The sequence below is a fragment of the Undibacterium sp. RuTC16W genome (genome assembly GCF_049339445.1).
Taxonomy (GTDB): domain Bacteria; phylum Pseudomonadota; class Gammaproteobacteria; order Burkholderiales; family Burkholderiaceae_D; genus Undibacterium.
Genome location: NZ_JBMPPE010000001.1, coordinates 158,634 through 174,474, shown reverse-complemented (window position 1 = coordinate 174,474; position 15,841 = coordinate 158,634). Strand labels below are relative to the sequence as shown.

The 15,841-nt window shown below is 49.6% G+C and carries 13 protein-coding genes; 5 read left to right on the top strand and 8 right to left on the bottom strand.

The genetic code is table 11. The features are described 5' to 3' along the window. Nucleotides 1–14: 14 nt before the first annotated feature. The 7 genes from ACO0K4_RS00770 to yihA all read right to left on the bottom strand — a co-directional run bounded on the left by ACO0K4_RS00770 (nt 15) and on the right by yihA (nt 8,758). The gene (locus ACO0K4_RS00770; RefSeq protein WP_422954711.1) at nt 15–1,799 is read right to left on the bottom strand and encodes a PAS domain S-box protein; all 1,785 of its coding nucleotides are present in this window, start codon (nt 1,797–1,799) and stop codon (nt 15–17) included. 251 nt (nt 1,800–2,050) lie between these two features. Next, nucleotides 2,051–3,499, bottom strand: coding sequence for an exodeoxyribonuclease I (gene sbcB / locus ACO0K4_RS00765; RefSeq protein WP_422954710.1), 1,449 nt, complete (start codon nt 3,497–3,499; stop codon nt 2,051–2,053). Nucleotides 3,500–3,611: 112 nt separating this feature from the next. Further along, nucleotides 3,612–4,724: a magnesium transporter CorA family protein gene (locus ACO0K4_RS00760; protein WP_422954709.1), complete on the bottom strand. Its 1,113-nt coding sequence runs from the start codon at nt 4,722–4,724 to the stop codon at nt 3,612–3,614. Then, nucleotides 4,705–5,952 carry a sterol desaturase family protein gene (locus tag ACO0K4_RS00755; protein ID WP_422954708.1) on the bottom strand — a complete coding sequence of 416 codons (1,248 nt, stop codon included), beginning with the start codon at nt 5,950–5,952 and terminating at the stop codon, nt 4,705–4,707. Before ACO0K4_RS00755 ends, ACO0K4_RS00760 begins: the two co-directional genes overlap by 20 nt. Before the next feature lie 66 nt (nt 5,953–6,018). Next, entirely contained in the window at nt 6,019–6,669 is a 651-nt protein-coding gene (locus tag ACO0K4_RS00750; RefSeq protein ID WP_422954707.1) for a lysoplasmalogenase, read from the bottom strand. A 25-nt stretch (nt 6,670–6,694) separates the two neighbouring features. Next, on the bottom strand, nt 6,695–7,708 hold the full coding sequence (gene hemB, locus ACO0K4_RS00745) for a porphobilinogen synthase (RefSeq protein ID WP_422954706.1): 1,014 nt from the start codon (nt 7,706–7,708) through the stop codon (nt 6,695–6,697). A gap of 303 nt (nt 7,709–8,011) precedes the next feature. Next, entirely contained in the window at nt 8,012–8,758 is a 747-nt protein-coding gene (gene yihA / locus ACO0K4_RS00740) for a ribosome biogenesis GTP-binding protein YihA/YsxC (RefSeq protein WP_422954705.1), read from the bottom strand. Between the two features lie 340 nt (nt 8,759–9,098). Here yihA and ACO0K4_RS00735 point away from each other — a divergent pair, with 340 nt between their 5' ends. The 5 genes from ACO0K4_RS00735 to ACO0K4_RS00715 all read left to right on the top strand — a co-directional run bounded on the left by ACO0K4_RS00735 (nt 9,099) and on the right by ACO0K4_RS00715 (nt 15,354). After that, nucleotides 9,099–9,770, top strand: coding sequence for a c-type cytochrome (locus ACO0K4_RS00735; RefSeq protein ID WP_422954704.1), 672 nt, complete (start codon nt 9,099–9,101; stop codon nt 9,768–9,770). Between the two features lie 115 nt (nt 9,771–9,885). Further along, nucleotides 9,886–12,054 carry a cytochrome c biogenesis protein ResB gene (locus tag ACO0K4_RS00730; RefSeq protein WP_422954703.1) on the top strand — a complete coding sequence of 723 codons (2,169 nt, stop codon included), beginning with the start codon at nt 9,886–9,888 and terminating at the stop codon, nt 12,052–12,054. 111 nt (nt 12,055–12,165) lie between these two features. Further along, nucleotides 12,166–13,311 carry a c-type cytochrome biogenesis protein CcsB gene (ccsB, locus tag ACO0K4_RS00725; RefSeq protein WP_422955408.1) on the top strand — a complete coding sequence of 382 codons (1,146 nt, stop codon included), beginning with the start codon at nt 12,166–12,168 and terminating at the stop codon, nt 13,309–13,311. A gap of 204 nt (nt 13,312–13,515) precedes the next feature. Next, nucleotides 13,516–14,496: a protein-methionine-sulfoxide reductase catalytic subunit MsrP gene (gene msrP / locus ACO0K4_RS00720; protein WP_422954702.1), complete on the top strand. Its 981-nt coding sequence runs from the start codon at nt 13,516–13,518 to the stop codon at nt 14,494–14,496. A 261-nt stretch (nt 14,497–14,757) separates the two neighbouring features. Further along, complete coding sequence (locus ACO0K4_RS00715; protein ID WP_422954701.1) at nt 14,758–15,354, top strand: sulfite oxidase heme-binding subunit YedZ; 597 nt, start codon at nt 14,758–14,760, stop codon at nt 15,352–15,354. Between the two features lie 25 nt (nt 15,355–15,379). Here ACO0K4_RS00715 and ACO0K4_RS00710 read toward each other — a convergent pair whose 3' ends face one another. Then, entirely contained in the window at nt 15,380–15,616 is a 237-nt protein-coding gene (locus ACO0K4_RS00710) for a hypothetical protein (protein ID WP_422954700.1), read from the bottom strand. Nucleotides 15,617–15,841: the final 225 nt, after the last annotated feature.

Sequence of the window (15,841 nt, the reverse complement as noted above, 5' to 3'; positions counted from 1 at the left end):
TTGTTCTCCTGAATCTATGAAATAAACTCAATCACAAAATGTGCGCCACCGGATGTCGATTCTGTCTGTAGTTCTCCTTTTAATTGCTGCACAAACATAGGAATCAGTTGCTTACCTAAGCTGCCTTCACCGCTCCAGCTAAAATCTTCCGGCAGACCGCAGCCGTTATCGGACAACACGATTCTTGCTCTGTTATTGGCGTCTGCATGCAACTCTATCGTAATCTTGCCGCTAGTTTTTCCGTGAAATGCATGCTTCGTCGCATTTAGTATCAGCTCATTGATAATCAGACCGCACGGAATCGCCCGCTGAATATCAATTTTGATTTTTTCATGTGATGGGATGAACAAAATTTGTATATCCCGGTTACTCATACTGTAAGTGGCGCTCGTCAAAGAAACCAGGCGTCGCAGGTAGTCATCCAAATTAATATCGGCAGTCGTGTTGGACTCGTATAGCAATTGATGCACTAGCGCCATTGCCTTGATGCGACCTTGACTCTCTGCCAGTGCCTGTCTTACCTCGGGTGTTTCTTTGCGTGCTTGCAGATGCAGCAGACTCGATACAATTTGCAAATTATTTTTTACGCGATGATGCACCTCGTGCAGGAGTGAGGTTTTTTCATCGAGTGCTTGTTCCAGTAATTCACGGTAGCGTTTTTGTTCTGAGATATCGCGGGCGATTTTACTGGCGCCGACAATCGCTCCATTATTTCCTCGCAGGGGCGAAATTGTTACGGCGATATCAACCTTGTGCCCGTCTTTATGGATGCGGACTGTTTCGAACGAAGGTACCCGCTCACCGAGCCGGATACGCCTCATGATCTCTGCTTCTTCGCTTAATTTATCCTGAGGAAAAAGGAGTGTGACCGATTGACCGATAATCTCTGCTGCCTGATAGCCGAGAAGACGTTCGGCTGCCGGATTCCAGCTAGTGATCAGACCATCCAGGGATTTACTGATAATCGCATCATCTGATGATTCGACTACCGAGCGAAAACGTTCTTCGGATAACTGCAGACGACGTTCACTTTCATGTCGTTGTGAAATATCCATTCCGGACGGTATCAGATGGGTGATGCGACCTTCACCGTCGTATAACGGCGCCAGCATAAAATCGATCCACATGCGGCTGTCATTGATCATTCTGACTTGTACGTCGTAACGCAGCGTTTCCCCTTGACGACAGCGTTCTATCGCTTGCTTTAATTGTTCTTGCGCTTCACTGTCATGCGTCCACCAATAACAGTCCCAGACTTTCTTCCCTCGCACATCATCAATGTGAATACCCGCTGCCAATAAAGGCGCGGCATTCGCGTCCAGCAGCGTCCCGTCAATCGCAAGTACACCGACAAAAGCATAGAGATTATCGAGTACCCGCAAAAGGCGTTGTTCACTCTCTCTGACTAATTGCTCAGAAAACTGATCAATCGTCGCATCGCGTATGATCGCTAGTACGCCAAGAATGTTGCCATGCTTGTTTCTCCATGGATAGTACGATGCGAGTCGATGCAGCGGGCGATCTGACTGAAGTGGATCAATTGCACGGATCTCTTGATTCACCAGCGGTGAGCCGGTATCAAGAACAAACTGTAATTTGGGCTCGACAACTGTGACGGCCGCAGCGGGTAAAAAATCACGGATGTGATGGCCGATTTGAGCGGAAATCTGCAGGTGGTTGAGGTCTGCATGGCGCTTGTTGATGTAGCGCAGTGTCATGTCTCGGTTGATGACCGCTACGCCGATGGGTGCTGTCTCCAGGAGCAGGCCAAATAGTTGATCCATGTCTTCGGGAGTCATAAGCGCCTTATGCAATAAGTGCGTAATACTCCTTTATAGTGTAACTTTTACAATGGTTCAAGTTTTGCATTGTTTTTTTGGGAAAGAAAAAAGCAGTGGAATCGGGATGAGTCGCGATGCCAATGCTTGATTGATGCTGACGCGGAATACGGTCGTCGCGATTGTCGTGAGTAATTTTGATCAGCGATCTGCTGAATGATCTGCTGAGTTGTGCGATCTCCGCATTTGATTTCTTTGTCCGATATTTCAAATTACCGGGCTGGCACTACCATCTCCGCATAGTCGTACAAAGCGCCTAGAATTTCTTCGTCGGCTTCGCTCGCCTCTTCTGATAGCTGGTCAATTTCATTGAAATACTGATCGACGTTGCGTGCTTTGCCCTCACCGTCTAGCAGTCTGGCAATGCGATGTTCTTCCCATTGCGCTTGTTCCATCTCATTCAGGCTATCGGGGAAATTCCGTGCGCGGTAGCGGAACAGCAATTCGCTTAAGCGAGCATCCTGAAAATCCGGTTGTGCCTGTGCCAGGCGTTCTGGACTCATCGTGCGCAGATCGTTTAGCAAACGCCTGTCTCCGGTGCCTACAAAGCCGCCATACAGGTCTTCATCGACATCGGCTGTCTCCTGATCGCGCGGCGCATATACGTGTTCCCACAATGCGCGTAATGGTGCTGCATGATCACTCATCAATGCCGTGGCTTTGTCGATATGGTTTTGTATTACGTTCATATCGATTTTCCAGCGTTCTGCCATTGCCGGTGACAGAGTTTTGAGATTGCCGATGACGACCGGTGATTTGTTTAAATGCACCGTCTTCACCGGCAGGCGGCTGACGCCCTCAGGTAGATCACCGGTTTTGCTGAACATGCGTAATTGTACTGTCGCGGCGTCGAGCGTCGCCAGTTCTGCCGGATCGTGAGCGAGATCCCAGGCGATGACTTCATTCTTATTTTTTGGATGTACTGCTAGTGGCCACATCAGTGCGAGGCAACCCCGTTCGGTCGGGAACATACCGGACACATGCAGAAACGCCTTGCCCATCATCGGCAAGCCGATTTCTGCCGCGACCTTATCTTTCTTATGCAACGCCAGACAAAAGTCAAAGAGCTTCGGCTGCTTTTCTCTTACCAGCCGCGCTAGCGCAATCGTGGCACGTACGTCGGACAAGGCATCATGTGCCGCTTCGTGTGCAATGCCATTCGCCGCAGTTAAATGCTCCAGTCTGAAGCTTGGCTTGCCTTCGTCATTGACTGGCCAGTTGATCCCTTCCGGGCGCAGCGCATAGGTGGTGCGCAGCATGTCCATGATGTCCCAGCGACCGCATTGGTTTTGCCACTCGCGCGCATACGGATCCATGAGATTACGCCAGAACATAAAGCGGGTGATCTCATCGTCAAAGCGGATGGTGTTGTAACCGACGCCGATGGTGCCGGTTTGGGCTAGTTCGCGTTCAATTTTTGCAGCAAATTTATATTCCGGGATGCCGCGTTCGAGACAGGTTTGCGGTGTGATATGCGTGATCAGGCACGATTGCGGATCCGGTAAAAAATCATTCGCCGGCTGACAGTACAGCATGATGGGTTCGCCGATTTCATTGAGTTCAGCATCGGTGCGGATTGCGGCGAATTGGGCGGGGCGGTCGCGGCGCGCTTGTGCGCCGAAGGTTTCGTAGTCGTGCCAGAGAAAGCTGAGTTCTTGCATATGGTTTCTTTGTATTAATTCAATATAGGGGGAGTATTTTTAAACGCCTGCGTAATCATTGCGGATGAATGCATTTTTTACCCTTACTCCACCCCAGTATATGATGCTGGTATCAGTCGCGACGACGACTTGCCTGATCTTCAAGATAGCGCTGACTGCGGAAATAGACTAGCAATCCAATCACGATCAACAGCATGGTACCCATTGTGATCCAGAATCCCGATGCATTTTTGAGTAAAGGCATGACCTCGAAATTCATCCCGAATACGCCGGTAATCAAGGTCAGCGGCATAAACAGCGCGGTGATCACGGTTAGCGTGCGCATGATCTCGCTAGTTCTGTGTGCCATCGCAGAGAAATGAATTTGCACCGCTGATTCCAGCGATGCTTCCAGACGGCGGGCATGGTTCAGGACACGGCTGATATGTTCCATCACATCATTGGTCCGAACCAGCAGCAAATCCTTGGCGCGGCCATCGTTGCTGTCGCTACCATCATGTGCATCGACGATGTGGTCACGTAATTCCTGTAACGCGTCACGTTGTTCTTCGCACAGATTATCGAGCTTACGTAGTTCCAGTCGCGAGTCGAGCAGCGCCATCCAGTTGTTAAAAGGGCGACGCGGATCAAGCAGCGCATGTTGCCAGCGGTCGAGTTGCTGCGTCAGCGGCTGACGTAACTCCAGATACTGATCCACCATCGCGTTGAGCAACCGTAACATCAGATCCTCCGGCGAGCAGGGCAGGCGACTGGAGTGGCCGTTACCTTCTGCTTTGTGCTTGTAATTCAGCAGGCGGGTACGTGCGCTATCGATGGTGCGGCTTTTCTCTGCGCGTACGGTGACCAGCGCATTTCCCATCAAAAAAAATGAGACCGGTACCGTCACGAGTTTATTCAGTGCCGCAGGAATCTTGCGCTTTTGCTGCTCGCTTGGTTCCGTGCCCGGTAATCCGCTTGCTTCACCATTTAATGCTAGTTTGCGAAATACCACCATTTCATAATCCTGGGTCGCATCGAAGTAAGACGGGTGCGTTAAATTCACCGCGTCTTTTAAATGCAAATCATAAATCTGTGTACCTGTTAGCCGTGCGACTTCTTCACGCCACGCTTCGGGATTCAGATTGACCTCATCATGTGTCGCGTCGAGCCAGATAAATCCTTGTGGCTGAACCGATGCATCCGGGTTCAGTACAACTTGTGTGTCATTAACGTGAAAGATGTCCATGCCCAGTAGTCTTAAAAATGAGTCCGAGTGCGATAAGTGAGGCAATACAAGCCGTAGCGATGACCACCTGTGCCGTCAATGGTAAAACGACTAATTGAAACCGGCTGGCGCTGACAACGACCATTGCCAATGTGCTTAATAATCTCGCTGCTTCTACTCCCGCATACCAGCGTTTTTTTTCCATTAAACCACCGACGATCCACAGTCCGGCGACGAGCCAGATAGCATAAGGCACCATTTGCGCAGCATGAGCGGCAGGTGCAACCGTCAGGAAATGGGTGGCAACTTGCAAGCTTACTGCGAACTGGATCAGGCAATACCACATGCGTGCTCCGCTCAGTGGCGGATTGTATTCAGGGCGTTGTAGATCGAAGGATTTCGCCGGTTCGCTCGCCGCAATATCGGCAGGGCGCCATCCCGGTGGCATCAGCCAGATACGGCATTTATCCCACCAGTTACGTGTACGCCAGGCATCGGCAGCAACGGCCTTATACACTTCCAGATTAGCCCAGAGAGGATTCCAGCTGCGCAATGGACTGCGTGTACCGAACACCACAGGATGTGCATCTTGTTCCTCGATAAAAGTGCCGAACAAGCGATCCCATAAAATCAAAATGCCGCCGTAGTTTTTATCCAGATACAGATCATTGACACCATGATGTACACGGTGATTCGACGGTGACACGAAGACGCGATCAAACCAGCCGAGCTTGTCGATCTGTTCGGTATGGATCCAGAACTGATATAACAAATCGATCAGTGCAACGATGATGAACACATGTACAGGATAGCCAAGTACCGCCAGCGGCAAATAGAAAATCCAGCCAAATAAAGCGCCGGTGCTAGTCTGGCGTAAGGCGGTAGTCAGGTTGTATGCTTCACTCTGATGATGGACGACATGCGCTGCCCACAAGAGATTGGTCTCATGCCCCATACGGTGCAACCAGTAATACAAGAAGTCATACAGCAACAAGCCGGACACCCAGACCCACCAATCATCGCCGGATAAATGAAAGATCGCACAATGTTGCGCGACCCAGGCATAAACACCGACCGCCAGAACTTTTAAAAACACACCAATTATCTGACTCATTACGCCCAGACTCAAACTATTGATGGCATCGTTAATCCGGTACAGATGACGCTGACGACGCCGGGCGATGATGAATTCTATTGCGATCAATAAGAAAAAAACGGGACTCGCAAAGGTAATGATTTTCTCTTGCATGATGATCGCGATAAAAATGATGTGGAGTGTCGATGGTAAAAGAATTCAGATGTAATCAGCCAGTATTCAAGAGCGATTCACCGAACGCGCAATCAAACTCAGTGCAGCATAATAAGTCGCCAGAATCAGCAGGCTCGCCTGCGGTAGCGGCGTATAAAATTTATTGTAAGCCAGCAGCGTGTCTGACAGCATAAATAGTATGCCGCCAGCCATTGCCCATTTGCTTGCAGAGGTTTGTATGCTCAGGTGGCGTGTGATTGCCTGCGCTGTCATACACAACAGACAGGTGACATAGATCACAACCGGAACGCGCAAGTCCGTACTAAGTCCCGGCCACAGCACAAATAAATTCGCTGCGCCAAGCGTACCGATACCAAGAAAAATCAGCGGACGTGAGAAGAAACGGTGATCGCTAGTCAGTGCGCGCAGAAAGCAGATATGCGCACATAAAAAACTACCGAGGCCAAGTAAAAATCCAGGCTTGACGACGGTCGCTGGCAGCATCAAAAAAATATCACCCAATAGGGAGAAAATAATGCCCGTCAATATAGCGCGTCGATACGGCGGGTTAACACTGGTGGCGCGGAAAGCGAGGTAAAAAATCAATATGGTGGTCAGCGGCTTACACACATAGTGTAGCCAGATCACATTGTCTCGCGCGCCTGCGCCAGCGATCGCCAGCGCGGCGGAGACGATGATTAACAGGATCAGCATCATCGTAATAAGCAGTCGCCTGAGATGATCAGGCAGTGTGTTTCAGTAAGCGTGCGACGTCACGGGCAAAATACGTCAGGATGCCATCGGCACCAGCACGTTTAAATGCCAGCATGGTTTCCATCATCGTCTTGTTGTGGTCGAGCCAGCCATTTTGCGCTGCGGCTTTGATCATCGCGTATTCACCACTGACCTGATAAGCAAACGTGGGTACTTTGAATTCGTCTTTGACGCGACGTACGATGTCGAGATACGGCATGCCTGGTTTGACCATGACCATATCGGCACCTTCTGCCAGATCAAGGGCGACTTCGCGCAAGGCTTCATCACTGTTTGCCGGGTCCATCTGATAATTTGCTTTATCGCTTTTGCCCAGATTAGTCGCTGAACCAACGGCGTCGCGGAATGGGCCATAAAACGCTGATGCATATTTAGCTGAGTAAGCCATGATGCGGGTATGAATATAGCCATGCGACTCCAGTGCATGACGGATCGCACCGATACGGCCGTCCATCATGTCGCTTGGTGCGACTATATCGGCACCGGCTTCCGCCTGGGTCAAGGCCTGGCGCACCAGCATCTCGGTGGTTTCGTCATTCAATACATAACCGTCTGCATTGATCAGGCCATCCTGGCCATGACTGGTGTACGGATCGAGTGCAACGTCGGTCAAAATGCCGAGTTCCGGAAAGCGGCTTTTGAGTTCGCGAATCGCCCGCGGGATCAAGCCTTTTGGGTTGGTTGCTTCAATCCCGTCCGGTGTTTTTAGGCCAGGATTGATCGCCGGGAACAAGGCCATCACAGGAATGCCGAGGGCAACGCAGTCTTCCGCTACCCCTAACAGCACATCTACCGACACGCGCTCCACACCAGGCATAGACGCAACTTTTTCACATTGATTAACGCCATCAATCACGAACACAGGATAAATCAGATCGGATGCGGTCACGCTGTTTTCGCGCATCAGCGCGCGTGAAAATACATCACGGCGCATACGGCGCATACGGATAGCAGGGAATTGGGCAGGTTTTGTAATAGGCATGACGATCACCGTAAAAATTTTTTGTTCAGAGTAATGAAACTTTTTTCCAAGCGCAAGCTCAGATGGATAGGTGTTAAGTGCAGGTCTTCAAAATCCAGTGTCTTAAGCCTACCGCTTCTCCTCCCTGAGCGGGCGCCGTTCGTCCCTATGCGAATCGGCGTTGTTCCCCCGGCTCGATGTAATCGGCCGGGGTTTTTTTATGGTGGCACATTACACCGTGTTGATCCCATCGATTATCCAACAGGCGCACTGCCGGTAATTTCGCTTTTTTTCCTCAGAGTGGATCAGCTGCGCTTTTTGTTTTTAATCTTGCGTATCAATGGCTGCCGGGTCGCTGGCGTGAGAGTCTGTCGCATTCTCGGCCAGCGGAATACTTGGAGTAAATGGAATATCCAGCCCCAATAAATTCTGTATCTTGGCATCAGCCTCTTCAATACCTGTACGTTTCAGTGATGAAAATAATTGTGCCGTAAAAGGAAACGGTTCGCCATTCGCATCGGTATAGCTGGATAAAATATTATTAGTCAGGCGCAGCGCATTTGTCGCATCGTTGCGGTTCAGTTTGTCCGCTTTGGTCAGCAGGCAGTGGATGGGTCTGCCTGTCGGTGCAAACCATTCGAGCATTTGCGTATCGAGATCGGTAAAAGGACGACGCGCATCCATCATCAAGACCAAGGCGGATAGCTGATCGCGTTTTTGTACATACGAGCCCAGCAATTGATTCCAGTGAGTTTTAGCCGCGCCGGGCACTTCGGCATAGCCGTAACCGGGCAGGTCAACCAGCAAGGCGCGGATTTCATCAACACGGGTTTCATCTTTGCGATGCTGCCCTACATGAGCTCCGCCAATGGAGAAATAGTTGATATGCTGCGTGCGTCCCGGTGTTTTGGACGCGAAGCATAATTTCTTTTGATTGCACAGGATATTAATCGCAGTCGATTTGCCCGCATTGGAGCGGCCGGCAAAGGCAATTTCCGGTACGGTGGTGTGCGGTAAATCGCGCAGATGATTGACCGTGGTAAAGAAACGGGCTTGCCAGAGGATAGACATAAGAGGTACGTGCGCTTTAAATAATAGTAAAGATGATCGGGGGTGACGCCGGCACTAAAGTCCGTATTTAGCTGGTACTTACACTGGACTAGGCAGAACGAAGCAACCCGGAGCATCGAAATTGCATGGAAAATGCAACAGAAGAAAGTGTTTCACTTAAAAGCTATTGTACAATAAGGGGTTAGGTATTGGGCTGCATGTTTCCGATCCCGCATTTTGTATGTTTGTTGTATTTATTGTACTGTCGGGTCGTGCTGATGCAATTCAGGCATCGCTACCAACAGCGCAACTATGCGTTGCCAATAGGCAGATTTCCATCATTTAGTCTCAAGGTGTTTGAATGAACCGTGCTTTTTCTCCTTTCTTGAAGTCCCTCAGCATCGCTGTTCTGGCGTTGTCCTCAGTCACCTCAATGGCCTATGCCAACGAAGAGCACAAAGCTCCTGCTAAAGCAGATCCAGCCAAAGGCGAAGCCCTGTACACCAATGGCGACGCCGCACGCGGCATCGTGGCCTGTGCCTCTTGCCACGGCACAGCAGGTAATTCAACTATCTCTGTGAACCCTAAACTGGCTGGTCAGCACGAAGCTTATATCGCCAAACAATTGTCGAATTTCACCGGTCCTGATCGTAACAATGCCGTCATGACGACATTCGCTAAAGCGATGACAGAAGACGACATGAAAAATCTGGCGGCTTATCTGAGCATACAAAAATCCAAACCAGGTTCTGCAAAAAATAAAGATATCGTTGAAATCGGCAAACAAATTTACCGTGGTGGTATCGCTGAGAAAAACGTTCCTGCATGTGCTGGCTGCCATAGCCCGAACGGCGCCGGTCTTCCGGCGCAATTCCCACGTATCGCGGGTCAGCATCAGGATTATACGATTGCGCAATTGACTAATTTCCGTACTGGCGTGCGTAAAAACAGCGCACAGATGACGACGATCTCCAAGCGCATGTCTGATGATGAAATCAAAGCAGTTGCGGACTACGTCGCAGGCTTGAAGTAAGCAAGTAAGCGATAATAAGTAATGTTAAGTAAGCTTAAGTAATCGCCGATCAAACAAATAAGTAGTAAACGGAGGGGGTGGCAAAAGCCATCCCTTTTTTTATTTTCAGGAATTTATGGAAACAAATACCGCTGGAATACAGATCAAAACCGAGCGTCGCTGGCTGGCGGACGCGGTTGAGTTACTGTCATCAATGCGTTTTGCGATCAGCCTGCTGGCGCTGATTGCGATTGCCTCCACCATCGGCACGGTGCTGAAACAGAACGAGCCTATGCCGAATTATGTGAATCAGTTCGGTCCGTTCTGGTTTGATATTTTTGCCAAACTCGGTTTGTATGCCGTGTATTCAGCGTGGTGGTTTTTGCTGATCATGACGTTTCTGGTGTTGTCGACGAGTTTGTGCCTGATCCGTAATGCACCCAAAATGCTGAAGGATATGCGCAGCTGGCGTGACAATGTGCGCGAGCAGTCACTGCGTAATTTTCATCATAAAGCAGATTGGCACATGGCCGGGTCGCGGATTGTCAGTGCGAATCAGATCAGCACCCACATTGCACGACTGGGTTATAAATTCAAAGTTTCTGAAAAAGACGGTGCGACGCTGATCAGCGCCAAGCAAGGTGCGGCAAACAAATGGGGTTATATTTTTGCGCATAGTGCGATTGTAATTATCTGCATCGGTGGCATGCTGGACTCGGATTTATCTATCCGCATGCAGCAATGGTTCATGGGTAAGGTTGCATTTGATGGCAGCGGTATCATCGCGAATATTCCGCAACAACATCGTTTATCCTTGTCCAATCCTACGTTCCGCGGCAATACCATGATTCCAGAAGGCGCAACCAGCAGCACGGCGATTATTCCTCAGCCTAAAGGCGTGCTGATTCAGGATTTACCCTTCACCATCAAACTGAATAAGTTCATCATTGATTATTATTCGACGGGTATGCCGAAGTTGTTCGCCAGCGAAGTCATGGTCAAGGATCATGAGACCGGCAAGACTTTTTCCGCCACCATCAAAGTGAATGAACCGCTGATCTACAAAGGTGTGGCGGTGTATCAGTCAAGCTTTGAAGATGGTGGTAGTCGTTTGTCCATGACGGCTTTCCCTATGACGGGAGCCCAATCGACCAGCTTTGCCCTGGCAGGAGAGGTTGGTAGTTCTACCCCGCTTAAATCGGCGGCGAGCGATGATTACACGATAGAGTGGTCGGGCTTCCGGCCATTCAATGTGGAAAATATGAAGGCCGGACAAGATCTGCGTGCAGTGAATACCAATACGAGTTTTAATCAGCAACTGAGCCTTGATCTGGACAAACATACCGGATCGGCGGCAAAGAATGCGAACAGCAAAGACTTAAAAAACGTCGGACCGAGCGTGCAGTACAAACTGCGAGACAAGAACGGACAGGCCAGAGAATTCCATAATTATATGCAGCCTATGAAGCTCGACGGTGCAACGATGTTCCTTGCCGGTACGCGTGACAATCCGAATGAGCAATTCCGCTATCTGCGCATCCCGGCTGACGATGATGACACGATTATTGAGTGGATGCGGCTACGTGCCGCGCTAGTAAATCCAGCGTGGCGTGAGATCGCTGCTCAGCGCTATGTCAAACATGCGCTGCCCGAGAGCTCGGAGCAAATGCAAAAGCAATTGCAGGAACAGTTGCGCTTGTCTGCACTCAAAGGACTGGCAATTTTTGCTGGAGATACTAAAGACGGTAAAAATCCGGCCACCGGTTTTGTCGCGATCTCCCGTTTTCTTGAGCAAATTCCAGCAGCGGAGCAGGGGAAAGCCGCTGATGTTTTTATGAAAATACTCAATGGCAGCATGTGGGATCTGTGGCAAGTCTCGCGTGAACAAGCGGGTTTGCCTGTGCTGGAACTGACTGAGAAACGCGCCCGCTTTATGCAGTTATCGATCAACGCTTTGTCTGATTCCTTTTTCTATGGTGCGCCAGTGTATTTGCAGCTTAGCGGGTTTGAAGAAGTGAAAGCATCGGTATTGCAAGTAACGCGTTCGCCCGGCAAGAACGTGGTTTATCTCGGATGTCTGTTCTTGGTGATTGGCGTGTTCTCGATGTTTTATATCCGGGAGCGTCGCTTATGGATCTGGTTAAAAGACAGTGAGAGTGGCGAAAATACGACCAAGGCTCTGATGGCATTGAGTTCGCAACGCAAGACGCTGGATTTTGAAAAAGAATTTGAGCAGTTGAAGAACCAGCTCGCGCATTTGTCGCCGCAGTCTGGATCTGCATCAACGCCGGGACAAGTACCCTAAGCGAGCTAATCGACTACACTGTGGTCACTTTAGTGAGCGTATGATTCTTGCTCTCTGCGTCCCAGATGTATCGCTTTGCGCCGGAAAGTAAGATTTAAGATTGGAAATATGATGGAAATGACACATAACAACGCACCTTACCAAGGATTCTTTCAACGTCTCGGTGCTCTGGACTGGCTTTATGCATTCGTGCTGAGTATTGGCGCGATCTTGGCACTTAGTCGCTTCGGTGCTTTTATGGACGTGTATGAAAAGGGTATTCTGCTATGCGCCGTTCCCGCGTTTGCGTGGCTTGGATGGCATTGGAAAGCCGTGCGTCGCCTGTTTCTCGTCCTTGCTCTAATCACCTTCTTTGCCGTGCATTTGTATAACGGTTCGCTGGAAATGGCGAATCAAAAGTTTTTCCTGAAATATTTATTGTCGAGTCAATCGGCGATTTTGTGGATGAGCACGCTGTTCTTTTTATCGACCTTGTTTTATTGGGGTGGATTGATTGCACGCTCGGATTTCGGTTCTTCGGTCGGCTCTATCTTGTGCTGGTCTGCGGTGATTATGGGCTTCACCGGCATGCTGGTGCGCTGGTATGAGTCTTACCTGATCGGCGCGGATATTGGTCATATTCCGGTCTCGAATCTGTATGAAGTATTTATCCTGTTTTCGATGATCACGGCGCTGTTCTATCTGTATTACGAACAACAATATGCGACACGTCAGCTCGGTCCGTTTGTCCTGATTGTGATTTCTGCTGCGGTCGGTTTTTTGCTGTGGTACACCGTCAAGCGTGATGCATCCGAGATTCAGCCGCTGGTGCCAGCCTTGCAAAGTTGGTGGATGAAAATTCATGTACCTGCAAACTTTATCGGTTACGGTACCTTTGCCCTCGCGTCGATGGTGGCGGTTGCCTATTTACTAAAATCTAAAGGCTATTTGCAAGATCGCCTGCCTTCGCTCGAAGTGCTCGATGATGTAATGTACAAAGCGATTGCCGTCGGTTTTGCTTTCTTCACTATTGCGACCATTCTCGGCGCGCTCTGGGCGGCAGAAGCCTGGGGTGGTTACTGGTCCTGGGATCCTAAAGAGACCTGGGCATTGATTGTCTGGCTTAACTATGCTGCGTGGTTGCATATGCGCCTGATGAAGGGATTGCGAGGCCAGATGGCGGCCTGGTGGGCGTTGATCGGACTGATCGTGACCACCTTTGCGTTCCTCGGCGTGAATATGTTCTTGTCGGGTTTGCATTCTTACGGCGCACTGTAAGTTTGCGCTGACTGAAAAAAGCACTGCATCTGAAAATGCAGTGCTTTTTTTATGGCGAAATTCAAAAAAATGTAAGGTTCAGCAGACTATGTCGACTCATGAGAAACTAAATCCTTACTTGTGTCGTCTAAGTTTTGAGCCGTCATCTTGACTGGCTTATAAATCAAGTAAGTTCATCCCTTCGTCGTCGTAAATGGAGTCATCATGTTGATCAAACGTAGTCCCAACGGTATCGAATTGCCATTTTCATCCGAGATCACGCCGCGTGAGGTATTTGAATCGCGCCGGGATTTCATCCGTCAGTTGGCGGTCGGGTCGATTGCCGGCAGCGCCTTGTTTGAGATGGCGAACCGTGAAGCATTTGCCCAGACGCCCGGTGCGCAAAAACTTGCTGCGACGCTAAATCCTGCTTATGCGCTGATAGAGAAAAAAACAGCGTACAAAGATGCGACGACCTATAACAATTTTTATGAATTTGGCACCGATAAATCAGAGCCTGCAATGAACGCTGGCACGCTAAAGCCCAGGCCGTGGACTGTCACGATTGAAGGTGAGGTGAAGAAGCCGGTGACACTGGATCTCGATGCTTTGCTCAAACTCGCCCCGCTGGAAGAGCGTGTATATCGTTTGCGTTGTGTTGAGGGCTGGTCGATGGTGATTCCATGGATTGGTTATTCTTTATCGAACCTGATTAAAAAAGTTGAACCGACCGGTAACGCGAAATTTGTCGAATTCATCACGCTGGATGATAAAAAGCAGATGCCAGGCTTGCGCCGTCCGGTGCTTGAATGGCCGTATGTAGAGGGGTTGCGTATGGACGAGGCAATGCATCCTCTGGCACTGCTGAGTCTGGGCATGTACGGTGAAGTATTGCCGAATCAAAACGGCGCACCGGTACGCATGGTCTTACCATGGAAATATGGTTTTAAATCAGCGAAGTCGATTGTCAAAATCCGCTTGACGAAAGAGCAGCCCAGAACCGCATGGAATATCGCCGCGCCAAGTGAGTACGGTTTTTATTCGAATGTGAATCCTGATGTCGATCATCCGCGCTGGTCGCAGGCAACCGAGCGCCGTATTGGCGAAGACGGCTTATTCGCCAAAAAGCGCAAGACGCTGATGTTCAACGGTTATAACGAAGTCGCATCTTTATATACAGGGATGGATTTGAAAAAATTCTATTGATCTGAGCAGGCTTGAGCCGTACTGAGTTTCGGTTGGTTTAGCCAGTTTATCTCTTTGCAATTAATGCTGGATTAATGCTGGATTAATGCCGGATGAATGCCGTAAAAGCAGTGTCAAATGCGCGCAATCTGTCGAAATCAGAGCAGATTTTGATCTTATTAACAGGCTGCCACATCTGTTTTGTTCCTAATTACGCCACCTACTTTGGATTAAGTAATGCGCTTGCCAGCATATCAGCCATCATCTAAGCAACTTTCTTTGATGAAAGTTATTTTGTTCATTGTCGCGCTATTGCCGTTTTTACGTCTGTTCAGTTTCGCTTTTCTGGACAAGCTGGGTGCAAATCCGGTCGAATTCATTACCAGAAATACCGGTGACTGGACCTTGTATCTGCTGTGTATCACGCTGGCAATGACACCGCTGCGCAAACTCACGCAGTGGCATTGGCTGATACGTTTGCGGCGTATGTTGGGCTTGTTCGCGTTTTTTTATGCCTTGCTGCACTTCACGACGTTTCTCTGGTTCGATCATGGATTTGATGTGGCCGAGATGTGGAAGGATGTATTGAAACGGCCTTTTATTACCGTCGGTTTTATAGCGTTTGTCTTGTTGCTGCCGCTGGCGGTGACGAGTACCAATAGCATGATTAAACGTCTGGGCGGTAAGCGCTGGCAATGGCTGCATCGTCTAATCTACCTGATTGCTCCCTTAGGTGTTCTGCATTACTTTTGGATGAAGGCTGGTAAGCATGATTTTTCTCAGCCAGTTTTATTCGGCCTGATCGTAGCGGCATTGCTTATTGTGCGCTTGTTCTGGCGCTGGCAAAGTAGCCGCATGCCTTTGACGGGTCGTCAGTAATAAACAAAGTGTGCGGTAGTCGTACTCAATAGTCACACTCAATAGCGCAGGCTAAGTGCCGCGCCCCACCTTTTTCCAGACTGCTATCGTGCTGTGCAAATTGCACTCCGATTTCCACGTCAATCTCTGGCGTGGAGGAGGTAAAGATGCCGGTTACTACGGTGACTTCCGCATTGCGCCGGGAGAGCAATTCATTTTGTGCGATGCTAATACTTTCCATTGAGGCCAGATGGTGTAGAGCACGGCAGTCGAGGTGTGCCATGCGACGCTACGGCTGTCTTTGTGGTTGATCGATCGTGTCTCGGAAGCGATGTGCAGTGAGGGTGAGGTAGCTTTGCACGGACCCTAGCCAACAATAAACTCGCATCCTGACTGTCGCTTCCTAATCCCTTTTTCGCATTACCGGTTGGTAGTTGCCACTCTGCTTTGACAGCGAGTTTCAGTTTCTGTTTTTCCAAAAACAAGATCGTGGTAGCTAGCGCCATGT